Below are 26,618 nucleotides of genomic sequence, written 5' to 3'. Positions count from 1 at the left end.
AAAATATGAAGTTTCTTTTGGCACTCATAGTGTCCCTCTATTTTATTGCTTGTAGCAATAGCGAATCGTTTACGCCTCCCGTAGACGAGACGGCCGTTTTGCCCGTCATTGACACAACCGAGGTCTCTCCCGCTTCAGAAGATACCGTCCAAAACGACTCTACTCAAGAAATCGAAGGAATGCTTCGTCTCTCCGGCGACAAAGTCATGCTGGGAACTAATGACAAATCTTTTAAAGCCAACGAACGCCCCGCCATGAAAGTCTCACTTGATTACGACTTTTACATGGACATTCATGAAGTCACTTGTGGCGAATACGCAAGCATTGCCAAAAAAGCAGAACTCAAGACCTTCGGCAAATGTGAAAACGACAGCCTCCCCCTCACCGACATTACCTACTACGACGCCATCCTTTTTGCAAACGCCAAAAGTAAAATCGAAGAGCGCGACACCGTATACACCTATCGCAGCGCCATCTTCGACGACGAAAAGCACTGCACCAATCTAGAGGGATTCGCATTTCATGCCGATGTCGAAGGCTACCGACTCCCGACCGAAGCGGAATGGGTCTACGCCACAACACTCGCATGGGACACCAAGAACAGCTGGAACAACAGTAACTCTGAATACAAGCTCCACCCTGTTTGCAGTAAAGATTCCAACTCCGCTGGCTTTTGCGACATGGCCGGCAACGCGATGGAATGGGTCAACGACTGGCTCGGACTATTCCGCGACACAACCGTTTCAAACTACGTCGGCGCTCCCGATGGTGGCGACATGGGCGAAAGAATCGTCAAAGGTGGCGGTTACAATTCTAGCGTTGCAGAACTCAATCCTTACAGCCGCGGAGATGTCTACACCGTCACCTCATCGACACGAGCAGAATATGTCGGATTCCGCCTTGCTCTCGGAGCAATTCCCAACGCCTTGTGGATGAACAGCGACGGAAACTCTACGGCAAGCATCGTCACACCGATTGCAAACTCCGAAACCGTCAAGAATTTCACGAAATCATACAATACAAAACTCGCATTCCGTAACGATGTCAACGGGAAAATCAACTACATTGATTACAGCGATGGCACGCTTTCCGTCACGGAACTTTCTAACGACATCAACGCCTACCACCCCGAAATTTCTCCTGACGGAGAATGGGTCGCTTTCAGCACCGGCTACGAGGGAATCAGCGGGACTTCTTCCGTTTACGTACAGAGCCTTGACACAGAAAATCCGTCAGAACCGATAAAGCTGAATGTTAAAAGTGCCGCCATTCCTCGCTGGCGAATTCTCGAAAACGGCGACACCGCCATCGTATACGTAACCGACGCAGGCAACAACAAAGACGAAACCGCATTCAAAGCTGCCTCTACATGGCAGGTTACTTTTGCAAACGGCGAATTCGGCACCCCGCAAAAGCTTTTTGATGGCGCATACCACGGCGGCATCCATGAAGACAATTCGCTCGCCGTTTCAGGCGCACGACTTTTACGAGCAAGAGTATCAGACAAAGAATCCATTTGGTACAACAGCGAGCAGGCTTGCAATGTTTCGCTCGCACAGGACGGCAGCAAGCGAGTTGCGTTCCTAGACTTTGGCGGAAAAACCGGAAAGGCGTTCGTTGGCAGCAATTATGCCACACACCAGCAAATTCTTATTGCCGACAGCACCGGAAAACTCATTCAGACCATCAAGGCTCCCGAAGGCTACACTTTCGATCATTCCGAATGGACTACCGATGGCGAAAACACAAACATTGTCGCCACCCTTACCAACGTAAACGGCGCACACACCAAAATCGTATTGATCAACCTCATTGACAGCAGCATTATCGATTTGGCCGAAGGCGATGAACTTTGGCACCCGAATCTTTGGGTCAAGAATATTCAAAAGATTATCCCCACAGTCGAAGATTCTACCGAAGTCGACACGACATTCCATCTTGACCTAGACAGCGCGGGAATGTACTACAACACCAGCGGCGTTTATACAAGAGCTAATATTCTCCGATACAAAATGGAGATGTTATGGCAATATAAGGATACTGCGAACACCGTTATTTTAGGTTCATCGCGCACATACCGAGGCGTAAACCCACTGCTTTTCAGCGAACCCATTTTTGCTGTAAACTTGGCCGTTGGCGGAACAATCATTCATTCGAACAACGAGTTCTTCCACAATTACGTTTTGCCGCATTATAAGAATCTAAAGCTACTCATCATTTCGATAGACCCTGACAGAGGCGGCAACGACGGAATGAATTCCGAAAACATGTTCTACGAAGCCTACAAATCTTATCCGGGATACGTCTACGATAAAAATCATAACTATTGGAAAGACGAGTATCCAGAAGGATTATTTGAAGCTACATACAATTCTCCAGGGCCTTCTAAAACAGCAAACAAACACAGACCGACAAGAGGATTCCTAGCAGACGTTGCTCACGGATGGGGTGAACCCGCCGTTACAACAGATTCTAATTGGCTCGACGAAAATTTTGAAATCTATCAAAGCAATTTCAACGAATTCGCGCAACTGCTTGAGACTTGCAATGAAAACGGAATTACCGTTATTGGCGTTATCACACCACAAAATCCTCGCTACAACGAAACAAGTGCCTTTGGGCGTGCCGGACTGCGGAGAAGCGACATGCCAAGGCTTATTCAAGAAATTGCTGATTTAAATATTACCTATCCGAATTTCATTCTAATGGATGAGAATAATATGGGAAATCATGATTATACAGACGATATGGCAAACGACACCGATCACCTATCCGAAGCCGGGGCCGCCAAACTGACCCATCGTCTTGATTCTTTGATAAAAACGCTAGATATCAATTTTACAGAATAACCATATTTTCTAAATTTACCACCGAATTTTAAGCAGGCACGGGTACGACACCGTGTCATAAAGGATAATACGATGAAAGTTTCTTTGAATTGGCTCAGACGTCATGTGGATCTTCCGGAAAATGCGGAAGAAGTTGCAAAGGCATTGACCTCCATCGGCTTGGAAGTCGAAGGTACCGAAGAACCGGGCAAGGTTTATGAAAAGCTCGTTGTGGCGAAGGTCCTCACCTGCGAAGCCCACCCGGACAGCGACCACTTGCACATCACGACCGTCAATAACGGCAAAGAAACCATCCAGGTTGTTTGCGGCGCCCCGAACGTAGCCGCCGGCCAGACCGTGGTGCTTGCCCCGATCGGTGCAGAACTTCCGCTCCCCGACGGCACCATGCTCAAGATGAAGAAGTCTAAAATTCGCGGCGTCGAAAGTTTCGGTATGATTTGCGCCGAAGACGAAATCGGCCTTTCTGACGACCACGCCGGCATCATGGTTCTCGACGACAGCATTCCTGCCGGCACCCCGTTCGTGAGCCTCGGCCTCTACGACGTCTGCTTTGAACTGAACGTGACCCCGAACCGCCCGGACGCCCTCAGCCACCGTGGCGTGGCCCGCGAACTCGCCGCCAAGTTCGGCCGTCCGCTCAAGCCGCTCGCCTACGAACTCAAGGAAGATTCCGAAGCCGCCAGCTCTGCTATCAGCCTCGAAGTGGTTCCGGGTTGCGGTTGCTCCCGCTATGTGGGCCGCGTCATCAAGGACGTGAAGGTTGAAAAATCTCCGGCTTGGCTAGCCAAGCTCCTGCATGCCGTGGGCATGAACAGCATCAACAACGTGGTCGACATCACGAACTTCATTCTGATGGACGTGGGCCAGCCGCTCCACAGCTTCGACATGGACCAGCTGCATGGCAACAAAATTAAGGTCCGCCGCGCTGTAAAGGGCGAAAAGATCGAAACCATCGACCACACCGCTCACGAACTGCTGGAAAGCGACCTCGTGATTTGCGACGGCGACCGTCCGGCTTGCGTAGCCGGCGTGATGGGCGGCGTTGAATCCGAAATTGTCGATGCCACCAAGAACGTGTTCCTCGAAAGCGCCTGGTTCAACCCGACCATCGTCCGCAAGCAGGCCAAGCGCCTTTGCATCTCGACCGATTCCAGCTACCGCTTCGAACGCGAAATTGATTTTACCACCCAGGACGAATACAGCCGCTACGCCTGCGCCATGATTCAGGAAGTCGCTGGTGGCCGCATTCTCAAGGGCACCGTCGAATACACCGGCGACGACCACAAGAAGAATTTGAACGAAGTCACGCTCCGCACTGCCCGCGCCGAAAAAGTCATCGGCATGAAGATTGCCGCAGCTGACATCGAAAAGTACCTCACGGGTATCGCCCTCGAAGTCGTGAAAAAGGATGCCGAATCCATCACCTTCAAGATTCCGGGCTACCGCCCCGACCTCGAACGCGAAGTCGACCTCATCGAAGAAGTCGCCCGCCTTATCGGTTTCGACAACATCCCGTACACGCTGCCGAGCTTCAAGATGCAGCCGAACGAACTTCCGCCGATCGAAGTCCTGAACCGCAAGATCCGCAAGACCTTGTCTGCAATGGGTCTGCATGAATGCTTGAGCCTCCGCTTTACGAGCAAGGCCCGCACCGAAGCTCTGTTCGGCGCCGAAAATGACGACCGCCGCAGCAAGCCCGCAGCTCTGTTGAACCCGCTTTCCGACGAACTCGGCGTAGTTCCGACCAGCCTCCTTCCGAACTTGCTCAAGAGCGTTGCCGAAAACGAAAAGAACCGCCCCGGTTCCGTTCGTCTGTTCGAAGTTGCCAAGGGCCAGTTCAAGCGTGACCGCAAGGATGTACGCGATCCGGGCTTCGACGAATCGAACTTGGTCGCCCTCACGATTGCAGGCGCCTTCGACGTGAACCCGCTGAACGACAAGCCCGCTCAGATTGACTTTGCCGCCTTCAAGGGCTTTGTGCAGAGTTTCCTCAAGCGCGTGGGCCTCGTAGTAGAATTCCGCGTTCCGGCTAAGGCAGAACTCTTCCTGCACCCGGGCAAGCAAGTCGAAGTCCTCGCCGATGGCGTGGTGCTCGGCACCATGGGTGAACTCCACCCGACCGCCATGGCCGCCTTCGAAATCGGCTACACCACCTACGTGATGGAACTCGACATGGACAAGATGGAACACGCTACCCACAAGAAGATCGTGTTCGAACCGTTCAGTCGCCAGGTACCGTCTAGCCGCGACATTTCTATCGAAGTCGAAAAGACCATGACTCACGAGCAGATTCTCGCTCGCATCAAGGGTCTGAACCCGAAGAACCTCGCGAAGATTACGCTCAAGAGCATCTACGAAGGCGACAAGATCGAAGCCGGCAAGAAGAACCTGGTCTACAGCTTGACCTACCAGGCCATGGACCGCACGCTTACCGACGACGAAGTCAACAAGGCACACAACAAGCTGCGTGACAAGCTCGTCGCTAACGGCGACATCGTTCTCCGCTAGGTCGCATTCGCTATCAAAAATTAAACCGCTGAGGCAATTTCCTCGGCGGTTTCTTTTTTCAAAATTTGCAGTGGTTGGCGCCGCAAGCCAAGCAGGCTTTTATTCCAGCGCTTCGCGAATCTGCTGAATAAAGTCCATTTCTTCAGGCGATACGTTGCTTTCGTTATCGTCTTCTTTAGAAGCATTCGCCACGCGGAGCATAGATTCCAGCACCTTGCTCTTGAATTCGCCAGACTCATTCTTGAGGGCTTCAATGCAAGCAGCGGCGCGGTCTTTGGCCGACTTGAACTTGGCGTAGGTATTGTTGAAATCATCCCAAGAGACATTCGGGGTCACTTCATCATGAATCGCATCGAGCGTATCACTTTCGGCTTCTGTTGCCGAAGTGGAACCATCCAACAATTTTTCAGTTTCAGTTTCGTGATACAGGCATGCCACCTGCCAAGAAAGAATCAAAAGAGCCAAATCCGGATTCATCGTAAACCTCGCTAGTTATCTTGGACAAATAATACAAAAAATGTTGAATGTGAAATGTGAAATGAGGAATGTGGAATTGGCCAATTCACATCAGTCATTACACATCTCACACTTTTTTACTATATGGCGTTCTTTCAGAACGCATATAGTACGGCTCGGCAATGTCAAAATAACAAGTTATTTTGCCGCTGCTCTCGCCTTTTACTATATTCCCGCACATGGCATACGTAGCAATGGCCCGTAAGTGGCGTCCGCAATCTTTCGCCGACATGGTCGGTCAGGAACATATCGCAAAAACCCTTCAAAACGCAATCGAAGGAGGCAGACTCCACCATGCATTCCTGTTTACCGGAACCCGCGGCGTCGGTAAGACTACCAGTGCCAGAATCCTTGCCCGCACGCTGAACTGCAAAGGCGGCGACCCGCTGCACCCCTGTGGAGAGTGCGAAAGCTGCAAGGACATTGCCGGCGGAAACCCGATGGACGTGTTCGAAATAGATGCCGCTTCCAATACTGGCGTCGACAACATCCGCGATGTGATTGAACGCGTGCAATACCCGCCCGTTATCGGCAAATACAAGATTTTCATTATCGACGAAGTTCACATGCTTTCGACAGGAGCCTTCAACGCGCTCCTCAAAACACTCGAAGAACCGCCTGAACATGTGATTTTCATTTTTGCAACGACCGAAGTCAACAAGGTCCCGCAGACGATTCTCAGCCGTGTGCAACGCTTTGATTTCAAGCGTCTGACTATCGAACAAATCCGTAGCCGCCTGCGTTACATTTGCGAACAAGAAGGCATTAACGCAACCGACGAAGCGCTCGATATTTTCGCCGAAAAAGCCGACGGTTCCATGCGCGATGGCCTCACCTACTTTGACCAGGCCTACGCATTCACCGGCAACGAAATGAACGCCGACGCAGTCCGTGGCGTCCTCGGAATTCCGCCGGTAGAACTGTTCTTCTCGTTGATTTCCTCCATCGAAAGCCACGACCTGAAGGGCTGTTTCAAGATGGTGGACGACGCCTGCAAGCGCGGTATCGAATTCACGCCGCTCCTCGACGGATTCGGCAAATTCCTGCGCAACCTGCTTTACGCCCGTCTCGATGCATTCACCCCGGATGCATTGAACATTTCCGAAGAAATGTTCACCAAGTACAAGAGCGTGGTGCCCGAACTCAAGAACGGCGACATTCTACGCATCAGCAAGCTTTTGATTGACTTGCAAGGAACGCTTCGCTACAGCACGAACCCGCGCCTGCTGGTAGAAACCACGTTTGCTCGCATGGCATGGCTCGACAGGCTTACGGACCTAAGGCGTGCGCTTGCCGCCATCAACGACCCGAAAAGCGCCTCCGACGAGGCGTTAAAAAAAAAAGTAACTGATGTTCAAAATATGCTGGAAGCCGAGGAAGAAGCCAAGGCTTTACAGCAACAAGACGAAAATCCCTTTGCCGCCCTCCAAAACGGCATTGCCAGCGGTTACAATGGCGACGTTTACAGCCGTTATGAAATTTCAGCCGCCTGGGGCTCTGTAAAGGCCCGCATTGCCGACTCTGGTGATTTCGCCTTCTCGGTCGCCCTGAACGACACCGTCCTTGAAACCGGCGACTTAAAGGCCACCCCCTTCCCCATTGCACTTACCTACTTGGGCGACAACGCAAGCGACGCCTGGGGCGTAAAGCAAATGGAAGACCACCCCGAATACATGGAGCGAATCAAGCAAATGCTCGAAGAAATGCTCCAGACACCGGTGGATTTGACCCTCAAGAGCCGAGCCTTTAACGAATCGGAACTTCGAATTCGCAAACAGGCCCAAATGTCGCCCTACCAGCTAGATTTGGAGAAAGAACCCGGGCTTCAGAAGCTCAAGGAACTTTTCCAAGCCGAACTGATTTACAGCCACAAGAGCAGCCGACCCATGGCCGCACCGCAACAAGCAGAAGGCTGCGACACCACTGAAAGTGACGAATAGTTTTCTATATTACCCCAAAAACATTTAACGAGGAAAACACTATGGACATGAGCAAAATGCTTCGCGATCTCCAGAAGATGCAGAGCAAGATGATGAAGGCACAGAGCGATCTTAAGGCACAGAGCTTCGAAGCCGAAGCCGGTGGCGGAATGGTTAAAGTCGCCATGAACGGTAAGGGCGTTCTGACCATGATCAAGATCAATCCCGATGCAGTCGACAAAGACGACGTGGAAGCCCTCGAAGACCTGCTCATGGCAGCTATCAACGCCGCCGTCAAGAAAAAAGACGATGCCACCCAGGAAAGCATCAGCGGCATTACCGGCGGCATGAAAATCCCCGGTCTGATGTAGTTTTCTGCTCAAATTTTCACCACTACAGCCTGCCCTCTCGGCAGGCTGTTTTTTATCCCCAAAATTGTGCATTTCGTCCCCAAATTCGACATTTCACCCTTATATATGGAGCAACATTTTTTTACATTTGCACCGCAAAATGTATATAGGAGATGGAATGTCAAGGCAATTAGCAGCATTATCGGCTCTGGCTCTGTGCATTGCGGTCCCCCAAACGATTTGGGCCACGACCTACACACGTGATGAAGCCGTCAAAATCGCCCTTGAAAAGTCCTCGGACGTAAAAACCGCCGAAGAAGAAGTCATTTCGGCAAATTCCCAAGTAGATGCCGGCTACGGCAACGCCCTTCCGACGGTTGACCTGAGCGCAACCGTTACACGTATTTTCGGATTGGACGACGTAGAAAACAAAAAGCCCATTTACAACACCTTGAACAGCACGAAAGCAGAAGACGGCAGTGCTCCTACCGTCTACGACTACGTGAATGCAGGTGCCATTGACGGCCTGATTTACGGTATGTCTCAACAGGGCTACCGCTGGCAATCCTCTGTGGGCATCACCGCCACCCAGATTCTTTACGCCCAGGGCAAGGTCGGCACAGGTATCGAAATTGCGAAGGCTTACAAGCACATGAAGGAAGTTAGCCTGGACAACGCCAAGGCAACCGTCCGTTACGATGTCGAAAACGCCTTCGACCAGCTCATTTACCTGGATTCCGCTATCGTTATTCTGCAACAGTCCAAAGATTTGTTGCAGGAAAACCTGAATTTCGTGGATCAATCCCTCAAAAGCGGCCTCGCTACCGAATTGGACTTGATTCGTGTGCAGCTCAAGATGGACCAGCTGACCTCTGAAATCGCCAGCACCGAAAAGAAGCGCGTTCTCGCACGCAACGCCCTCCTTAACACCATGGGCCTTGAATGGGATTCCGACGTCAAATTCCAGGGTGACCTTCGCGATCCGCTGGAAGGCTATACCTTCCCCGACACCGCCATGGCAAACGTGAAAAAGCGCCGTAAGGAACTGGTGATGCTCGAAGCTTCCGAAGAAATGCTCCAAAAGAACGTTTCGATTGAAGAAGGCGGCTACAAGCCGACATTGGTTTTGATTGGCGGACTCAAGTATACGAACAACAAGAACCACTTCTATCAGTGGGACGCTCCCGATTGGGACGAAAACATCAACAAGTACGTTGCCCTGAACTTCACGATGAACCTTTTCAACGGTATGAAAACCAAGGAAGCCGTGGTTCAGGCAAAGTCGAATCTGCGTAGCACGCAAATCAAGAAGGAAACCGCTGAACGTGGATTCCGCGTGCAGATTGAATCTTGCGCCAACACGCTCGAAGACGCTAATTCCCAGATTGAAATTGCCAAGCGCCAAATCGACCTGGCTCAAAAGAATTACGACCTGACCAACGACAGCTACAAGCTCGGACGAGAAACGCAGCTGAACCTTCTCGCAGCAGAAAACGACCTTCGCGTGGCGAAGCTCGGCTACATGGAAGCTATCGTAAATTGGAACAAGGCTTACAACGCCCTCCTTCAGGCCACCGGTGAATATTAATAAGAGAAAGAGGAAAGAATGAACAAGACTGTTAAAACCCTCCTGACTATCGCTGTCGCATCGCTGATGCTTGTCGCCTGCGACAAGAAAGAAGAAAATGCCGAAAAGAAGGCTTCGACCATCGAAGAAATCCAGAAAGAAAAAGGCAAGCCTGCCCGCGTAGTCAAGGCCGCCACCTCGAAACTTACCGACGTGCGTAAGTTCAGTGGCACAATCGAAGGCATCAACCAGAACAGCGCCATCTGCAAGATGGGCGACCCGATTGCAAAGATTAACGTGCAAGTGGGTTCCACCGTCCAGAAGGACCAGGTAATCGCCGAATACCTCTTTACAGGCGACAACACCCAGTACCAGGAAGCACAAGAAAAAATCGCTGTTCTTGAAAAAGCAACCGAACGCATGCGTGAACTCCATGCCAAGGGAGGCATTAGCCAACAGGACATGGACAGCCAGGAAATGCAACTCAAGGTCGCAAAGATGGGCCTCGAAACAGCTCGTCGCGCCACTTTGATTCTCGCTCCTGAAGCAGGCGTGGTGACCGAAATCAAGTTCAAGGTTGGCCAGACTCCGGGACCGGGCGCTCAGTTTGCAACCATTGCAAAGCTCAACAAGGTTATCTTGAAGTTGAACGTCACCAGCAAGGACATCGGATTCTTCAAGAAGGGCGCATCTGCCAAAGTCACTGTCGCCGACGAAACGTTCACGGGTAAGGTGACCCTGATTCCGCTCGCCGCAAACCCGACAACACACTTCTTCCCGGTTGAAATTACGTTCGACAACAAGGCCAAGAAGCTCCTGCCCGGCATGTACGTGACCGCAGAACTTGACGCCCGCCAGGTGGAAGGCATCGTGGTTCCTGCCGAAGCAATCGTTTACCGCAACGGCATTAACGTCATCTGGACTGTCGATGCCGAAGGCAAGGCCCTTCGCAAGATCGTGAAGCTTGGCGTGCAGACCAAGAACGATGTGCAGATTACAGAAGGTCTTGAAGGTGGCGAAACCGTGATTGTCGAAGGCCAGTCCAAGATGAACGACGGCGACAAAGTGCTGATCGTTGAATAGGAGATGATTCTGAATGATTAAGGCCAGTATCTATAAACCGATAACCATGCTCATGGTCATTTTGACCGTGGTGGTTTTCGGTCTCTACACCTACAGCATGATGGTGGTGGACCTGATGCCGAAATTCGACGTCCCCGTGGTCACCGGCACCATCATTTACCCGGGCGCAAACCCCGAAGAAATCGAAACGACCATCATCAAGCCTATTGAAGAACAGGTGGAACTGGTGGACGGTATCGACTACGTGCAGTCGATATGCCTTGAAAACTACGGTATCGTGGTTGCCATGTTCAACATGGGTATCAACGTGGACGTAGCTGCAAACGACGTGCGTTCCAAGATTGAACTTGCCGCAGCCGACTTCCCGGATGCCGTGCAGGCCCCGATTATTTCGAAGGTCGACATTAACGGTGCCGCCATCATGTCCATTTCGTTTACGGGTCCGCTAAACTCCACGGAACTCCGTCAAAAGGTGGAAGACGAAATCGAACCGCTGTTCACCTCTGTTCCGGGTGTGGCAAGCGTAGACCTTTTCGGTGGTACCACACGCCAGATTTCCATTGAACTTGACAAGGACAAAATGATCGACCGCAATGTAGACATTGCGACCATCATGGGAATTTTCGGACAAGCTAACGTCAACAACCCGATCGGTGAAGTCATCGGCAAGCACAAGAATACGACGGTGCGTACCGCAGGTAAGTTCACCAGCCTTGACGAAATGCGCGACCTGGATATTCCGACCCAAACAGGCGTAATCAAGCTTTCTGAAATCGCTGAAGTCAAGGATACGGTTGAATCGATTACTTCTGCATCACGCTTCAACGGAACGAACTCTGTTTCACTCGATATCAAGAAGCGTTCCGACGCTAACGTGGTTGAAGTTTCGAGAGGCGTGCTCAAGCGCATGGCCGAAATCCAGAAGACCTTGCCTGAAGGATTCGAACTTCACCTGGTTTACGACAAGTCTGAAGCCGTGAACGAAGCTATCGACAACGTGATTCAGAATATCGTTATCGCAATCGGCCTTACGGCTGGACTTTTGCTCTTGTTCCTCGGCAAGTTCTCGACCATGTTCATTGCGGCCCTTACGATGCCGATTTCCGTGATTGGTGCATTTACGCTTATGTACTTCGCCGGATTCGGTATCAACATGATGTCGCTCATGGCTCTGTCGAGTTCCGTGGGCCTGTTGGTGACAAACTCTATCGTGGTGCTTGAAAACATTAACGAAAAATTAAAACTTGGACTTGACCCGAAAGAAGCCGCCTACCGAGGCACCAGTGAAATCATGGTCGCCATCATGGCTTCGACACTCACCAACGTTTGCGTGTTCGTGCCGATTGCCTTCATGAAGTCCATTGCCGGTATCTTCTTTAGAACGTTCGGTCTGACCATGGTGTTTGCAACCTTCGTGTCGCTCTTGGTGACTTTCACCTTGACACCGCTCATGGCTGCCTACTTGTTCAAGGGCAAGAAGAAAGATGAAAACGGAAACATTATCGAAGAAAAGCCCTCGATTCTTGACCGTATTCTTGCGCTCTTCCCCAAGGCCTTGAATGGAATTCGCTTTGTATACCTCAAGACCCTTTCGTTCTGCCTTTCTGTTCCGGGTGTTATATTCCAAGTCGTTGCACTTGGCGCAGGAATTTTCTTTGTGGGTGTTCTTGCGAAGAACTTCTTGACCGTCGAAGTGATGCCGAAACAGGACCAGGGCATGATTTCGGTGAAGCTTGAAATGCCTGTGGGTACTAACATCGAAACCACCGACAGCGTTGCACGTATTATCGAAGAGAGAGTCAAGGGTGTTCCCGAAATTGTGCACTACAGCATGAACGTGGGTGGTTCTAACGGTTTTACGACCGTAAACCAGGCTACCATGCGTGTCAAGCTCTTGAAGGACTGGGAAGGCCGTACTCGTAGTACCGACCAAATCGTCGATTCGCTGCGTCCTTACCTTGCAAATATTCCTGACGCCTTTATTTCAATTAAGTCTACTTCTGCTTCTGAAATGCAGAACAACTCCGCCGGTGACGTGGTGCTCGAAGTGAGCGGTCTGCACGCCGACTCCGTGGTGAAGGCTTCCGAAATCGTGATGGATAAAATCAAGGAAACCATCGAAGGTGTCGTCGACGTGAAGATGAGCTACGAAGCGGGTAAGCCCGAAATTCGACTTCTCCCGAACCGTCAGGCGCTCGCCGATTACGGCGTGACCTTAAAGACCGTCGCCACCTACAACTACATTGCTGTTAGCGGTTACGAAGCAGGCCAGTATACCGATGACGGTGAAGAATATGACGTGTACGTGCGTATGATGGAAAAAGACCGTCAAAGCCACGCAGATATCGAAAACCTTCCCATCTTGACGCCCAAGGGATACGTAAATGCCAACGAGCTGTTCTTCATTGAAGACGGTGCAGGCCCGACCCGTATTGACCGTAAGCGCAAGATGAGACGTGTTGACGTTTCGATGAACTTGTTGCCGGGACACACCACCGGTGAAATCATGGGCAAGGTCGGAGCGCTCGCCGCAGAAATGAAGGACCAGGTTCCCGAAGGAATTTCGTTTGGCTTTGGCGGCAACGCAGACATGCAGAATGACATGGTGGACGAATTCAAGACGGCCATCGTGATGGCTATCATCCTCACCTACATTCTGTTGATTGCACTCCTTGAAAGCTTTGCCCAGCCGTTCATTATTATGACGACAATCCCGATGGGTGCTATAGGCGTGATTCTTTCCCTTATCGTTACCGGCAAGGCACTTTCGATGATCGCCCTCATGGCTATCGTGATGCTTATCGGTGTGGTGGTGAACAACGCCATTCTATTGCTTGACGAAGCAAACCGACTGCTACGAAGTGGCGCTATGGGAAGACGTTCAGCCATTATGACCGCAGGCGAAAACAAGTTCCAGCCGATTGTACTTGCAACGTTCGCTTCTGTGGTGGCCCAGCTTCCGCTGGCATTCGCTCTCGGTGGTAACGTGGCTGCCATGACCCAGCCGATGGGTATCGCCTCTGTGGGTGGCTTGATTGTGTCTGCAATCCTGACCATGTATTTGGTGCCGACCTTCTTCTGGCTCCCGAACGCCATCTTCCACAAGGCGAAAAAGAAAGCCGGAAATATCAAGAAGAATTTCCAGCGCCATAAAGCATAAGATTTAGACAATAGAGAGAGAAGTAAGTCCCGGTCATTCGACCGGGACTTTTTAGTACCGTTCGCGACCAATCACACTAAGTACGTACCCAAAGCGCTCACTACCACCTAAAGGTGGCCATGCCCACATAAGTGCTAAAGCACTAAGTGGTCAAAGGTCGCCCACACGACTCGTTCAGACGAGTCGCTTTGGGCTCACTGATACCGTTCGACTCACAAAAAGACAATCCGGCTAAAATTTTTGCAATCAGGTGTTTGCACGCATGCGCGGGAATGTTTTTTATTTTCGCGGTATGGAACCACAGCTTTCTACAAAATGGTGTCGCGAGCACGAGGTCGCCCTACTTGGCAATTTGAGTATTGCGGTCACAAACGACAGCGATGAATTCTTGCTGCAAAAGGTGCGGACAGAGCTTGGCGCCCCCATAAACGCATGCGTCAAGAGCAAGGCCGAAATTCACCTGTTGCTAAGCAAGAATTGCGACCGAATCGAAGACGCCATTTTAAAGCCCGAAAGTGCCCAAAGTACTTCTTGGGAGTCCGAGCCGATTGTGAACTTAGTCGATAGCCTGATTGAGCAGTCGATTGATTTGAAAGCGACTGATATTCACTTGGAGCCTACAGGTCAATCACTACGTGTGCGTTTACGGCAAGACGGCTTGTTGAACGATTTCAAGAACTTGCCTTTATGGATTAGCGAGCCGGTATTGGTCCGACTCAAGATTCTTTCTGAAATCGATATTACAGACAAAAGAATTCCGCATGATGGTTCTTTTCATTTCGAGGGTCTTAAGCATACAGCAAACATCCGTGTGAGCACGCTCCCCGTTCAGGGGGGCGAAAAAGCGGTACTCCGGATTTTACCGACAACGAGTAGCCCGATTGCGTTTTCACCCCTCGCCCGCGGACCACACACAAAGCTAGAATCACTTGGTTTGAGTAAAGCGCACCTGCAATTTTTGCAAGAGGTGTTCAACAGCCCGCAAGGATTATTCTTGGTGACAGGGCCGACAGGTTCTGGAAAGACAACGACTCTCCACGCTGGGTTGCAGGAAATTCTGCATAAGCAAGTGAATGTGACGACGATTGAAGACCCAGTGGAATATCCGCTTGAAGGTGCGGCACAAGTGCAAGTGAACGAAAAATGCAGTTTCACTTTTGCCTCCGCACTCCGCGCCATATTGCGCCAAGACCCCGACGTGATTATGGTGGGTGAAATTCGTGACCAGGAAACCGCGCAAATCGCGCTCCGTGCCGCTCAAACCGGACACCTGGTGGTTTCGACATTGCATACGAATTCTGCCAAGGCCGGTTACACCCGCCTCGAAGATTTAGGCATTTCGCGCACGGCCCTGCAAGAATCGCACCTAGGCATTATGGCCCAGCGCCTAGTCCGCTGCCGCCCGGCCCAAGCGCTCCCCTATTCGGGTCGCCAAGCGGTTGTCGAGATTCTAAAGCCCGACGGCAATTACGTAGATGGAACACTCCGGGAAAACGCAATGAGACTAGTTCAAGCGGGATTGACTGACGAACCTGAAATCAGAAGAGTATTAGGGAATGTGGGATGAGATTTTTACTACATTTCAGTCCATGAAGATTTCCGACCGTGCATTGGGTTACATTTCACTCGTAGCGTTATTTGGGCTATTTGCCATTATCGCCTACGGTATGTGGGATGCCCATCACGAAGCCCAAAAGATCATTCAGGTCGATTTCGATGAACTCGGTTCATTGCAGCCCGAAGACCAGGTTGTGATTCGCGGTTACACCGTCGGAACAATCGGCAAAGTGCAGTGGCTTGGCGACCGAGCACGCGTCGAAATCAAGTTTAACGAGCCAATCATTATTCGCGAAGGAACCCAGTTCAACAACATCAACTACGCGATTATGGGCCAGCGCAGGCTCGAAATCATTCCGTCCAAGACCGGCAAGGTGCTCCCCGACGACTACATTCACACCGGACATTTTGAACCGGGCATTGCCGAAGTTTTGCGCTATATTGAAAACGTGAACGAACAGGTGGAAACCATACGGCAAATCATTCACCTGGTCACCAATGGCGATTCAACACACCGTTCTGCAAGCGACCTTGTCGAATATGTAGTTAAGAACATCGAAGTCGCCCTTTCCAACACCGAAAGAACTTTGACGACATTGCAACCGGCGCTGAACAACTTGTTCGTTCAAGCGAACGTCGCCAGCCGCAATTTGCACGATATTACAGTCCAGGCAGATTCTGCTATCGAAACCGTCACCGGCACCATTAACGAAAAGATTGCTCTTGCCGAAAACGCCATGCAGAAGATTTCGGAAGGCGCCAACAAGACGAACGAGCTGATTACCACCATCGAAAACGATTCCTTGTACAGCAAGATTCTGTATTCTTCGGAAATGGCCGACAAGGTGAACGAACTGGTGACCAAGCTGAACGAAATCGTGCGTGCCATCGATACCAAGGGCATCAAGATTCTTGACGAAAACGGCAACCCGGTCAAGCCCTTCACTTGGAAGAATTTCAACCTGATTGGAAAGACTGCACGCGCAAAGGCTCGCGAACGCGCCGAAAAGTCTAATACCGAAAAAGCGGAACCCGAACAACCGTAGGCATTCGCCATGGATTTGAGCAACCTCCCCAAGATGGGCCCGAAAAGCCTTGAGGCTTTGAAGTCAGCGGGAATTGTTTCGCTTTCGGATTTTCTGTACAATATTCCGCGCACGTACCTGGACCAGACCAAGGTCAGTTCTATCGGGAACTTGCACGTAGGCGAACGCGCCGTTGTAATCGGGAAAATTATACGCGGAGGCGTTATTCGCGGGCGCGGCAGCCGATTTGTGGCGACTCTTGCCGACGGCACTGGCGAAATTACGCTGACTTTCTTTAAGGGAGCCTCTTACCAGAGCAGGCGCTTGCAACCGGGCACACGCTGGCTTGCCACGGGCGTTGTAGGCGAATACCGCGGACTCCAAATGACGCACCCCGACATGCAGCCCATGGACGACGACGAACAGTTCAGCGGGCAGATTCTGCCGGTGTATTCCATGACCGAAGCCATGACCAAAGCGCGCATTACTCAGAAAGCGCTCCGCAACTGGTACAGCGTCATCTTTCATTTTCCGGCATTGACGCTGTCAGGAATTTGCCCGAAGGAACTGACGGACTACCTGCATTTTAACGCCGTATTGAACGACTTGCGCGTGCTGCACAAGCCCGCCGATTTTGATTCGATTCGCAAGGCCAAGCAGGAATTGAAAGTTCTTGAACTGCTCCCCTTCTGCTTGCGCATGGTGAAGCGCCGCGAAAGCCAGAAGATTCGCGGGCATGAAAGACAGATTGATTTGGGCCAGGTGATGCTTGCCAAATCGCGCTTGCCGTTCAATTTGACCGGAGGGCAGGACGCGGCGCTCAACCGCATTATCGATGGCCTGAATGGCAAAAAGCAATTCCACGCCCTATTGCAAGGTGACGTGGGCTGTGGCAAGACGGTGGTCGCCCTGCTCGCCATGCTGGCCGTGTGCGGCGCTGGCGAGCAATGCGCATTGATGGTGCCGACCGACATTTTGGCCAGACAGCATTTTAAGCAGATGAAACCGTTCTTTGAGGCCGCAGGAATGCGCATACAACTTTTAGTTGGGGCGACCCCCGCCGCCGAGAAGCGCCAGATTCTGGGCGAGCTCCAGATGGGGCTTTGTCAGGCGGTCATCGGAACGCATGCGCTGTTCTCGAAAGATGTGACTTTTGCAAAGCTCGGATTCGTGATTATCGACGAACAACACCGCTTTGGCGTGAACCAGCGCGAAGCCTTGCTTTCGAAGGGCGAATACCCCGACATGCTCGTGATGAGCGCGACACCGATTCCCCGAAGCCTCGCTATGACCTTATACGGCGATTTACAGGTCATATCTATCAAGGAAAAGCCTGCAGGCCGAAAGCCCGTGAAAACGCGTCTGGTAAGCCCCGACAAGCGAAATGACATGAAGAAATTCATTTGCAGCGAGGCGAAGGGCGGAAATCTTTGCTACTGGATTGTAAGCCGAGTCGGCAGCGACGATGAAGGCAATGCCCGCAGTGTCGAAGATGTAGTCAATGAATTGCGTGCTTTTGATTCCAGCGTTGTTGTAGAAGGCATTCACGGCCAAATGGACGAAGAAGAACGCGAAGCCATTCTCAAGCGATTCGCTGCCGGAGAAGTCCATATTCTAGTGGCAACAACCGTCATCGAAGTCGGCGTGAACGTGCCCGAAGCAAACATTATGGCCATCGACCAGCCCGACCGTTTCGGACTTGCGCAACTGCACCAGTTACGCGGGCGTGTCGGTCGCGGCGATATGCAGGCTTGGTGTTTCTTGATGTTGCCCGATGGCGAAGCTGCCGAAAACTCGCTAGAACGCCTGACGCAATTCAGCCATACTGACGACGGCTTTGAAATTGCAGAACTCGACTTACAGACTCGCGGCGCCGGCAACCTGGAAGGCAACGAACAGAGCGGCAGCTGGGTATTCCGCTGGTTTGACTGGATTCACGACCAAGAGTTGATTGCGCAGACCCTGCAAATGGCCGAAAACATTCTAAAAGACAAAGACGCCTTCGATGAAGACGCCCGCGAAAAAATCCAGCTTTGGTACAGCGAAAAGAAATCCGCCAACGAAGACGGCGTGCATTAATCGCACAAATTATTCAAGCATCGGGGCGACAGTCAAAATGACAAGCCCGATCAAGACCACATTCAAGAAGAAAAAGGAACGTCGCACGATTTTATAGAACAGCGGAAGCCAGTGGAACACATGGTCGCTCGGCTGAACCAATTCCTTGAAACCGAGAAATACGCTGATAGCGCCCGTAACAATCATCATCATGGCGCCAACAAAATAACCTTCGTTCCACACGGCTACCGTAAGGATTGTTCCCATGAGCATAGCGATTACGCCAATGGCAGCCTCAATGCGCAGAATCAATTTACTCAGTTTTTCTTTATTCAAAATATTTCCCGTACGTTATAAAGTAAATATAAGATAAAATACAACGAGCGATTTCGCGATTGTTGTATTTTTGCAATGGGAAAGGAGGGTTTTAGGGAGGGCGGAGCCTTCCCTAATCGGAGAAGGCCTCTGCTGTTAGCGGTTGCCCGCGAAGGGAAAGGAGGGTATTAGGGAGGGCGAAGCCCGCCCTAGTTGGAGAAGGCTTCCGCTGTTAGCGGAAGCCTTCAAATAGGGGCAGTTGTAAGCCGGGTTTTGTTCCTTCTTGCGAAGGCGATGACCATCTCTCTGGACGAATCGTTACCGACCGCCTCAAGCAACCTACCCGAATTCCAGCTGGTGCGGGCCGCCCCAGGTTCACTTGCGTGAACGGAATTCTGCTTGGTCTTGCACCGGATGAGGTTTACCGTGCCATCCCTGTCACCAGGAATGCGGTGAGCTCTTACCTCGCCATTTCACCCTTACCTGCCTTGCGGCCGGCGGTTTACTTTCTGTTGCACTTTCTGTCGTGTTTCCACGCCTGGACGTTATCCAGCATCCTGCCCTGTGGTGCCCGGACTTTCCTCCAGCTTGCGCCGGCGGCCATCCGCCACCCCACCCCAAATATAGAAAAACGCCCTCCGAAATGAAAGGGCGCTTTAGAAAGTTTAGATTTTGGCGTTTTTTAGCGGGAAAGACCAAAGCGGATAGCGCGTTCGCCCTTTACACGAAGCACATACACGCCACGTTCAAGGTCTCTAAAATCGACCGTTTCGCCCGCAGAAACAACACCGTTCTTAACGATACGGCCGCGCAAATCCGTCACGGCGTATGCAAGATTACGACCTGTTGCCACCGTAAAGCACATGTTATTTTCACCCATGCGAATTGCAGACGGCTTAGCCAAAGCAAGCACAATGCGATCGCGAACAGCAGGCTTCTGAGTCAGACCATACAGAAAATCAAAAACCTTCTTTTGCACCTTCACGTCGTAATCATCGTAGTCGTAAAATTCATGGGGTTGGCCATCGACAAAGTAGGTATCGTGTTCCACATCGCTTGCCGTAAGGACCGAGTCAATCACATAGCTACCGTAAAGTGTCGGAGTCCCCACATGAAAAGCAAGCGCCCCAACCGTTGCCGCAGCAGAAGGCATCAGGTTTTCGAGAACGACAGCAATATTGCTCAAGGGGCGACCCGTTTTGAATACGACCGTACTGTCAGCCTTGCCATGCACCAAGAGAACCGGCTTTTTCACATCTTCAATAATTTTCGGATCATGCACAGCACCCCACAAGGCAGCTACGGCATTCGCCTGAGAACCATACCCCTGCACGCCATAAGCATCGAGGCCGCCCAAATCCGGAGTTCTCTTTGCTGCCGCCGGGATTTCAGACTCTTTATCCATGTAGATGTTTTCGAGCGAAAGGATTGCGCCTGCGCTATTGCCAATCAAGTAAACGCGATCCGGATCAATGCCCAATTCGTCAGCATTTGCCCTAATGTAACGAACCGCGGCACGAACGTCTTGAATCCCGCGATACACCGTTCTCGAGAAATCGAGGCTATCGACGGTGAGAGCCTTATTTTTGATGACCGCCGTAATGCCCAAGCGGTATTCCACAGCAGCACTCACATAACCGCGAGCGGCCAAAGAATCGCAATAGGTAATCGAATGCTGATCATAATCGTTCTTAGAGCCTGCCGCAAAAGCACCACCATGCATCACCAAAACTACAGGGCGTTTCTTTTCGGTATCTTTTTTCGGCTGGTAAATGTCCATGTGCAAGTCGACTTGCGTCAAGTCCGTCTCATTTTCATAAAGATAAACCGGCATACCATCATTCAATACGGCATACGCAATCGCGGCAGTCGAAATGGAATTTAATGTTTTGAGGTGATTTACTTTGGCTGCATAAACGACATTTTTCTGGACAGAAACGTCAAACATGCGGTCTTTGTAGCGTTCTGCGGCACCAGAAAAGGCTACCGCAAAAGCGATAATTAGGGCGAGTTTCTTCATATAATCTCCTTACGGGCCAAATATAGCTAAAGGAGATAATTTTGTTTGCAATAAGGCGCCTAAGGCTCAAGCTTATCTTCTAAAGCTCTTTTAGCCTCTAGTTCCTTTTGCATGCGCAGAATCTGTTCACGGGCAAGTTCAGCCTTTGTCTTTTTTTCTGCAAACAAGTTATCCAAGGCCGAGATTGCCTTACCATCGGCATCTTTCGCGCGGGAATTGAAGAACAATGCCAGCAAAAAGAAGATGACCAAATAGCAAGCCACCGCCGAAAGTAGCGCCACAATTTCAGAACCCGAGGCCGCCTCTACCTTCAGGTAAAGCACGATTGACAACGGAATTGCGAGCATGAACAGGAACGCAGGCAGTTTTTCTTTCATCGAGCACCACTCTCTTTTTTGACAGACAAAGCAAGGTCAGCATCGGCAGCATCTGCCGTATACTTGTAGTCGGGCTTGTAGCCGCGAGCATCGGTAATGGAATCTTCGCCACCGCCTGTATGCCAGTTAGACTTCATGTTGGCAAAGCCCACGGTAGAATCCACCGGAGCCCCGTCTTCGTAATACCAGCGGTATAACGTCACAGGCATTTCGTTATTGAAGATGTTCTTTTCTATCAGGCAGGTAGCGGAATCTGAACATACCACGCCCGACAAATCTAAAGAGTAGAAGAAGTTGTTGTAGGCATGAAGTTTGCCTCCATGAGCAAGAATTCCGTCGCGAGAGAGTCCCTCAAAGTAATTGTGATGCATTGTCAGGCTTTGGGCAGTATCCATAATGATATCGCCGGCAAGTCCGAACAGCACACCCGTCTGAGCATTTTCAAAACGAGACCAAGAAATCGTGACATTATGCGAGCAGCGCTTCACATCGAATTCCACCAGCGGGTATTCCTCGAAGGTGCAATGATCCACCCACACATGATGCGTACGGTTATGGATCGAAAGGGCGCGGCGAGAGGTCGTATCTTGCGCTGTAATAGACGGCGCCGTAAAGGTCAGATTTTCAAAGATCAAGTTGCTCGATGCATCGGTAAGCACACCCATGCCCGAAATGCGGATATCGCGGCCGCGGCCATCGAATGTCTTGTCGGACTTCAAACGGAGCGGAGCCTGCAGGTTATAAGTACCGTCTTTTTCGAACAGCACCCATACCGGGCCTTCCTTGTAAGCACATTCACGGAGAGACCCCGGTGCAATCACCGCCGTCGTTGACGCCGAATCCGTACTGGTCGTGTCTTCGACAATAATGTAGTCTTCGGTTGTGGTCACAATACAGACTTCGCCCTTCTGCTTGCTGATATTGCCCGCAGAATCGGTAACGCCCGCAGCACCGAGCACGCCTGTAGCATAGCCGTCGGCCAACTTAATCAAGGCATCGTGTTCGTTCCAGTCGGCATCGGGATATTCACTTGCTGCCGTTTCCTTAGGCTTGACCACATTAATGCTTGAAGTGGAATCAGAGCAGTCTACATACAAGGTATCGCCCGTCGTCGACTGCACCTTGGCCGAATAAACCTCTTGCGGGTCGCCGATTTGCACATCAAAATCGCCCACCGGGAGCGAGTCAATCACAAAGTGACCCGTGCTGTCCGGAATCACGTAGCGGTCAAGGCCCGCAATACGGACCACCGGCATCGAATCACCAAGCATCACGTAGCCTTCGATCGAAGAAAGTTCGCCGAGTTTGACCGTATCGATTCTAGCGACCGACTTTTTCTCCAAGTCTACGCTGCGGATAGCGCCTGTCGCCACTGTTCCATCGACATGGCGAGCCTCCACCGTGTAAGAACCCGGTTCCATCGGAATCTTGACAAAGCCCGAATCATTCGTTTCGAGCCAAGGCACCACGCGGTTGCCTTCGGGTAAAAAACCTTCCGGGAGCGCACGCACACGGCTATAAGCGGCTGGCTTACCGCTTGCCAACTGAATCTGCAACGCGATCGTCGATTCGGCTTCGGTACCGCCCGCGACATCGCGACGTTCAGAGCAACCCACAAAGCTACTGCAAAGCATTCCCGCCACCACGGGAGCTAGAACTGCATATAAAGATTTTCTCTTAAGCATTGTCCGCACCCCCTTCGGCATTTTCACCGGCGATATCATCACCGGCAACTTCTAATTCGTCGCCGTTCGTCATTTCCATACCGCGAATACGGCGCTTGCGCCCGCGGCGCTGCGGAGGCGGATACGGGTCCGAAAGCGGAAACAGCTGCATGCCGAGCTGGAATACCCGATTAGGCTTTGCACACTGCCCCACCTTCGCCAAGACTTCGCGCCTAAAGCGGCGAACCATCTCGACCAGTTCCTTGTAAGTCGGCTCGTCGCACGCAAAGGCCAGCGTCGACAAATTGCGTTCGCTGCGGTCAAAGCGGTCCAAGGCGTCTTGCGCCACATTCAAGTTCTGTTGAATGTACGAGTTGACCGCCGTGCTAAACGATTCGGAACCGCTGGAAATCAGGCCCTGCGTCTGTTCGTAAAATCCTGTTGCCTCGTTCTTCTTGATCATCGAGAGGCGTTCCAGCAACGCAATCGAAGACTTAACCTGCGAAGCGGTCAGCGGCGGGCGCACCATCAGGCCAAGCGCAGCGTCATCGCCCACATACGGATAAAAAGTCACCAGTTCACGAATCACCGCATGGTACCAGTGGTCAAAGTATTCGAACTGATCCTTGGCCACATTTTCGACCTTGCATTCCTTGGTTGCCACCAGTTTTTCCAGGTACTGGCGGCTTTCGGAATGGTTCTTGGCCTGGTTGAATGCCACCATGTCGGCAAAGTAGGCCTTTTCGCGAGCATCGCTACAGAAAATATCGGCAAAAACAGAGACAAGGCGGCTAGTCAAATTGCGCTTGCCTTGCAGAATCTTATTGAACATCGACGCATCGAATCCAGCTCGGTCGGCAATATAGCGGTGGCTAAAGCGCCAGTCGCCCTTGTGCCGCTCCTCGTAGCTATCCCGCAAAAATTCGCGGTAGTTCAGATATTCAAAAAGATTCACCATAAAAAATCCCAATAAAAATAACCGAGCGCAAATTGCTCCCGGTTATCAATATAATAAATATTTTGCCAAAAGTCTACATTTAAGCAAAAATTTATGTCCACACTTTTCGGTGTGTGATAAAAACTACTTTTTCGGTTTCGAAACCACGGGGCGAATGCGCTTACCGCAAAGCGTCACCACAATTCCCGCCTGCGCAAACATGTAGTAGGCTGTGTCACGGCTGTTGTTCAGCGTAGACTTCGGGTCGTAATCGTCCTTGGTCACGAACACCTCGGCAACGCCCGAAAGGCTCACGTCCAAAGCGCAGCGTTCGCAGGGGAAACCGATCACATAGAGCTTGGATCCCGGAGGAACCTTGCCGCGGGCATAGTGCAACGCGTTGATTTCCGCGTGAACCATGAACGGGTACTTGTTCGCCTCGAACTCGTGGTGGCTCAGGACCTCGCCCGAATCGGCATCCAGCAAATCGTACGCCAGCAGTTGCTTTTCGCGGGTGTACGGCACCGTCTCGTCGTCGAAACCGGCCGGAGCACCATTGTAGCCCGTGCTGATTACGCGACCATCGGCACTCACCAGCACCGCCCCCATCTGGGTATTCTGGTCTTTAGAAAGGCGCGCCTGCGCGCACATCATCTGGGTATAGACTTCGTCACGAAGCTTGCTGCGAGATTGAGAATTGTTCATGCCCTAAATATAGTCAACACAGAAAAAGCCCGCCAAAAGGCGGGCCAAATTTTCGCGATTTCGAGAACGACAAAACATCTTTCTCGAAAGTTGGATAATCAAGCAAGACAAGGCGCGAGCCCCCGTAGCGTACTAGAGCGTACGTGAGGGGGCGAGCAACGCCGTATTGCGCCGATTAGACAACTTTCGTCATGCCGCTCATGCGTTCACGCAGCCAAGCACCGACTTCTTCCACCGGATGCTGACGGATGTTCTTGTTCACCTTGATCAGTTCTTCGTTATCCACAGCGGTGGTCTTGCCTTCGCCGTAGATAGCGCCGATGTCGTCCTTCTTCACTTCGTTCTTCATGAAGTCGGCGAGCAGAGGCACGCACTTGTTGGCGAACAGGTAGCAACCGTATTCGGCGGTGTCGCTGATCACGCGGTTCATTTCGTACAACTTCTTACGAGCGATGAGGTTGGCAATGAGCGGAGTTTCGTGGAGGGATTCGTAGTAGGCGCTCATCGGCTTGATGCCCACAGAGCACATGGTTTCGAATGCAAGTTCCACACCGGCCTTGATCATGGCGGTCATGAGAACGCCGCGGTCGAAGTATTCCTGTTCGGTGATGACCTTGTCGGTAGCTTCGACCTTTTCGAATTCGAGCTCGCCCGTTTCGCCACGCCACTTGAGCAAATCCTTGTCGCCGGCTTCCCAGTCGACCATCATGGTGCTGGAGAACTTGCCAGAGATGATGTTGTCCTGGTGTTCGCAGTAGAGCGGCTTCATGATCTTCTTCATCTTTTCGGCGAGTTCCGTGGCGCGGATCTTGGCCGGGTTGGAGAGACGGTCCATCATGTTGGTGATGCCGCCGTGCTTCAGGGCTTCGGAAATGGTTTCCCAGCCGTACTGGAGCAGCTTGACCGCGTAAGCCGGTTCAACGCCGAAATCCTTCACCATCTTGTCGTAGCAAAGGATGGTGCCGGTCTGGAGCATACCGCAAAGGATGGTCTGTTCGCCCATGAGGTCGGACTTCACTTCGGCAACGAAAGAACTTTCGAGAACGCCCGGACGGTCGGCATGGAGGCCAGCGGCGTAAGCCTTTGCATAGTCCCAACCCTTACCTTCGGGGTCGTTTTCCGGGTGCACAGCGATAAGGCAGGGCATACCGAAACCGCGAACGTATTCGCTACGGACTTCGGAACCCGGGCCCTTCGGGGCGACCATGATCACGGTGATGTCCTTGCGGATTTCCTGGCCTTCTTCAACGATGTTGAAGCCGTGGCTGTAAGAGAGGGCTGCGCCCTTCTTCATGAGCTTCATGATGGCCGGAATCACGTTGTGGTGCTGCTTGTCCGGTGTGAGGTTGCAAACGAGGTCTGCATCCGGAATCATTTCTTCGTAGGTACCGACCTTGAAGCCGTTTTCAGTAGCGTTCTTCCAGGACTGGCGCTTCTGTTCGATGGCTTCCTTGCGGAGCGTGTAAGAGACGTCGAGGCCGCTATCGCGCAGGTCAAGACCCTGATGGAGACCCTGGGCACCGCAACCGACGAACACGATCTTCTTGCCCTTGAGGGCTTCAACACCACGGCTGAATTCAGAATGTTCCATGAAACGGCAGTGGCCAATTTCTTCGAGTTGGCGACGCATAGGGATAGAATTGAAATAATTCATTTTTTGAACCTCTGTTAATTAGAATGTTTCCGGGGGGAAAGATAGCATTTTAGACGAGAGAAGTGGTCAGTAAACAGTGGTTAGTGGTTAGGAATTGCACAAGAAAAGTGCAAAAAACGTCATTCTGAGTGAAGTGCGAAGCACGAAACGAAGAATCCAGTCCCGAATTACACAAAAGGGGGAAGGCTCCCCCTGATTGCAGCCGCGGCACGCCGCGTCTTCCATCACCCCCTCGCCTAGTGGCTCCGCCCCTAACACCCCGGATTCATTGGCAAAAGGCCTCACATGCGATTCCGCCACACTCAACACACTCGTCATTCCTCTTCGAGGCTTGACTATGCGTTTTTCCTATGC

The 26,618-nt window shown here is 51.6% G+C and carries 18 protein-coding genes and 1 other RNA gene; 10 read left to right on the top strand and 9 right to left on the bottom strand.

What is annotated here, in order from left to right; translation table 11 throughout:
- Nucleotides 1-5: 5 nt before the first annotated feature.
- Nucleotides 6-2,849: a TIGR02171 family lipoprotein gene (locus tag QOL41_RS05755; RefSeq protein WP_283428985.1), complete on the top strand. Its 2,844-nt coding sequence runs from the start codon at nucleotides 6-8 to the stop codon at nucleotides 2,847-2,849.
- A 72-nt stretch (nucleotides 2,850-2,921) separates the two neighbouring features.
- Entirely contained in the window at nucleotides 2,922-5,357 is a 2,436-nt protein-coding gene (pheT, locus tag QOL41_RS05750) for a phenylalanine--tRNA ligase subunit beta (RefSeq protein ID WP_283428984.1), read from the top strand.
- A 99-nt stretch (nucleotides 5,358-5,456) separates the two neighbouring features.
- On the opposite strand, the gene QOL41_RS05745 is transcribed toward pheT, so the two are convergent.
- Nucleotides 5,457-5,834, bottom strand: coding sequence for a hypothetical protein (locus QOL41_RS05745; RefSeq protein ID WP_283428983.1), 378 nt, complete (start codon nucleotides 5,832-5,834; stop codon nucleotides 5,457-5,459).
- Between the two features lie 218 nt (nucleotides 5,835-6,052).
- Here QOL41_RS05745 and dnaX point away from each other — a divergent pair, with 218 nt between their 5' ends.
- The 8 genes from dnaX (at nucleotide 6,053) to QOL41_RS05705 (ending at nucleotide 18,613) form a co-directional block, all read left to right on the top strand.
- Entirely contained in the window at nucleotides 6,053-7,813 is a 1,761-nt protein-coding gene (dnaX, locus tag QOL41_RS05740) for a DNA polymerase III subunit gamma/tau (RefSeq protein ID WP_283428982.1), read from the top strand.
- A gap of 41 nt (nucleotides 7,814-7,854) precedes the next feature.
- Nucleotides 7,855-8,163, top strand: coding sequence for a YbaB/EbfC family nucleoid-associated protein (locus tag QOL41_RS05735; RefSeq protein ID WP_073055755.1), 309 nt, complete (start codon nucleotides 7,855-7,857; stop codon nucleotides 8,161-8,163).
- 157 nt (nucleotides 8,164-8,320) lie between these two features.
- On the top strand, nucleotides 8,321-9,730 hold the full coding sequence (locus tag QOL41_RS05730) for a TolC family protein (protein ID WP_283428981.1): 1,410 nt from the start codon (nucleotides 8,321-8,323) through the stop codon (nucleotides 9,728-9,730).
- 18 nt (nucleotides 9,731-9,748) lie between these two features.
- Nucleotides 9,749-10,792, top strand: a complete 1,044-nt coding sequence (locus QOL41_RS05725; RefSeq protein ID WP_283428980.1) for an efflux RND transporter periplasmic adaptor subunit — start codon at nucleotides 9,749-9,751, stop codon at nucleotides 10,790-10,792.
- Between the two features lie 13 nt (nucleotides 10,793-10,805).
- The gene (locus QOL41_RS05720) at nucleotides 10,806-13,952 is read left to right on the top strand and encodes an efflux RND transporter permease subunit (RefSeq protein WP_283428979.1); all 3,147 of its coding nucleotides are present in this window, start codon (nucleotides 10,806-10,808) and stop codon (nucleotides 13,950-13,952) included.
- Between the two features lie 292 nt (nucleotides 13,953-14,244).
- The gene (locus QOL41_RS05715) at nucleotides 14,245-15,519 is read left to right on the top strand and encodes a GspE/PulE family protein (protein ID WP_283428978.1); all 1,275 of its coding nucleotides are present in this window, start codon (nucleotides 14,245-14,247) and stop codon (nucleotides 15,517-15,519) included.
- A 22-nt stretch (nucleotides 15,520-15,541) separates the two neighbouring features.
- Entirely contained in the window at nucleotides 15,542-16,555 is a 1,014-nt protein-coding gene (locus QOL41_RS05710) for an MlaD family protein (RefSeq protein WP_173653477.1), read from the top strand.
- A 9-nt stretch (nucleotides 16,556-16,564) separates the two neighbouring features.
- Nucleotides 16,565-18,613, top strand: a complete 2,049-nt coding sequence (locus QOL41_RS05705; protein ID WP_283428977.1) for an ATP-dependent DNA helicase RecG — start codon at nucleotides 16,565-16,567, stop codon at nucleotides 18,611-18,613.
- A 9-nt stretch (nucleotides 18,614-18,622) separates the two neighbouring features.
- Here QOL41_RS05705 and QOL41_RS05700 read toward each other — a convergent pair whose 3' ends face one another.
- The 8 genes from QOL41_RS05700 to ilvC all read right to left on the bottom strand — a co-directional run bounded on the left by QOL41_RS05700 (nucleotide 18,623) and on the right by ilvC (nucleotide 26,264).
- A complete protein-coding gene (locus QOL41_RS05700) occupies nucleotides 18,623-18,928 on the bottom strand; it encodes a hypothetical protein (protein ID WP_283428976.1) in 306 nt (101 codons plus the stop codon).
- A gap of 225 nt (nucleotides 18,929-19,153) precedes the next feature.
- Nucleotides 19,154-19,523, bottom strand: an RNA gene (gene rnpB / locus QOL41_RS05695) — RNase P RNA component class A.
- A 66-nt stretch (nucleotides 19,524-19,589) separates the two neighbouring features.
- On the bottom strand, nucleotides 19,590-20,927 hold the full coding sequence (locus QOL41_RS05690; protein ID WP_283428975.1) for a carboxylesterase family protein: 1,338 nt from the start codon (nucleotides 20,925-20,927) through the stop codon (nucleotides 19,590-19,592).
- A gap of 59 nt (nucleotides 20,928-20,986) precedes the next feature.
- Complete coding sequence (locus QOL41_RS05685) at nucleotides 20,987-21,304, bottom strand: hypothetical protein (protein WP_283428974.1); 318 nt, start codon at nucleotides 21,302-21,304, stop codon at nucleotides 20,987-20,989.
- On the bottom strand, nucleotides 21,301-22,989 hold the full coding sequence (locus tag QOL41_RS05680) for a pectate lyase family protein (protein WP_283428973.1): 1,689 nt from the start codon (nucleotides 22,987-22,989) through the stop codon (nucleotides 21,301-21,303). The genes QOL41_RS05685 and QOL41_RS05680 overlap by 4 nt, the downstream gene beginning before the upstream one ends.
- Entirely contained in the window at nucleotides 22,982-23,926 is a 945-nt protein-coding gene (locus QOL41_RS05675; protein ID WP_283428972.1) for a TIGR02147 family protein, read from the bottom strand. The genes QOL41_RS05680 and QOL41_RS05675 overlap by 8 nt, the downstream gene beginning before the upstream one ends.
- Before the next feature lie 123 nt (nucleotides 23,927-24,049).
- Nucleotides 24,050-24,610 (bottom strand): deoxycytidylate deaminase, encoded by a 561-nt coding sequence (locus QOL41_RS05670; RefSeq protein ID WP_283428971.1) that lies wholly within the window; start codon nucleotides 24,608-24,610, stop codon nucleotides 24,050-24,052.
- Nucleotides 24,611-24,785: 175 nt separating this feature from the next.
- The gene (gene ilvC, locus QOL41_RS05665; RefSeq protein ID WP_072800835.1) at nucleotides 24,786-26,264 is read right to left on the bottom strand and encodes a ketol-acid reductoisomerase; all 1,479 of its coding nucleotides are present in this window, start codon (nucleotides 26,262-26,264) and stop codon (nucleotides 24,786-24,788) included.
- Between the last annotated feature and the right edge of the window lie 354 nt (nucleotides 26,265-26,618).

The sequence above is a fragment of the Fibrobacter sp. UWB10 genome, from assembly GCF_900182935.1.
GTDB lineage: Bacteria > Fibrobacterota > Fibrobacteria > Fibrobacterales > Fibrobacteraceae > Fibrobacter > Fibrobacter succinogenes_O.
The sequence above is the reverse complement of the archived record's forward strand: the minus strand, read 5'-3'. Positions and strand labels throughout refer to the sequence as shown.

What these genes read in the sequence shown, in the direction of transcription:
- QOL41_RS05755 (WP_283428985.1), top strand. Translation starts at nt 6, where the DNA reads ATGAAGTTTCTTTTGGCACTCATAGTGTCCCTCTATTTTATTGCTTGT.
- pheT (WP_283428984.1), top strand. Translation starts at nt 2,922, where the DNA reads ATGAAAGTTTCTTTGAATTGGCTCAGACGTCATGTGGATCTTCCGGAA.
- QOL41_RS05745 (WP_283428983.1), bottom strand. Translation starts at nt 5,834, where the DNA reads ATGAATCCGGATTTGGCTCTTTTGATTCTTTCTTGGCAGGTGGCATGC.
- dnaX (WP_283428982.1), top strand. Translation starts at nt 6,053, where the DNA reads ATGGCATACGTAGCAATGGCCCGTAAGTGGCGTCCGCAATCTTTCGCC.
- QOL41_RS05735 (WP_073055755.1), top strand. Translation starts at nt 7,855, where the DNA reads ATGGACATGAGCAAAATGCTTCGCGATCTCCAGAAGATGCAGAGCAAG.
- QOL41_RS05730 (WP_283428981.1), top strand. Translation starts at nt 8,321, where the DNA reads ATGTCAAGGCAATTAGCAGCATTATCGGCTCTGGCTCTGTGCATTGCG.
- QOL41_RS05725 (WP_283428980.1), top strand. Translation starts at nt 9,749, where the DNA reads ATGAACAAGACTGTTAAAACCCTCCTGACTATCGCTGTCGCATCGCTG.
- QOL41_RS05720 (WP_283428979.1), top strand. Translation starts at nt 10,806, where the DNA reads ATGATTAAGGCCAGTATCTATAAACCGATAACCATGCTCATGGTCATT.
- QOL41_RS05715 (WP_283428978.1), top strand. Translation starts at nt 14,245, where the DNA reads ATGGAACCACAGCTTTCTACAAAATGGTGTCGCGAGCACGAGGTCGCC.
- QOL41_RS05710 (WP_173653477.1), top strand. Translation starts at nt 15,542, where the DNA reads ATGAAGATTTCCGACCGTGCATTGGGTTACATTTCACTCGTAGCGTTA.
- QOL41_RS05705 (WP_283428977.1), top strand. Translation starts at nt 16,565, where the DNA reads ATGGATTTGAGCAACCTCCCCAAGATGGGCCCGAAAAGCCTTGAGGCT.
- QOL41_RS05690 (WP_283428975.1), bottom strand. Translation starts at nt 20,927, where the DNA reads ATGAAGAAACTCGCCCTAATTATCGCTTTTGCGGTAGCCTTTTCTGGT.
- QOL41_RS05685 (WP_283428974.1), bottom strand. Translation starts at nt 21,304, where the DNA reads ATGAAAGAAAAACTGCCTGCGTTCCTGTTCATGCTCGCAATTCCGTTG.
- QOL41_RS05680 (WP_283428973.1), bottom strand. Translation starts at nt 22,989, where the DNA reads ATGCTTAAGAGAAAATCTTTATATGCAGTTCTAGCTCCCGTGGTGGCG.
- QOL41_RS05675 (WP_283428972.1), bottom strand. Translation starts at nt 23,926, where the DNA reads ATGGTGAATCTTTTTGAATATCTGAACTACCGCGAATTTTTGCGGGAT.
- QOL41_RS05670 (WP_283428971.1), bottom strand. Translation starts at nt 24,610, where the DNA reads ATGAACAATTCTCAATCTCGCAGCAAGCTTCGTGACGAAGTCTATACC.
- ilvC (WP_072800835.1), bottom strand. Translation starts at nt 26,264, where the DNA reads ATGAATTATTTCAATTCTATCCCTATGCGTCGCCAACTCGAAGAAATT.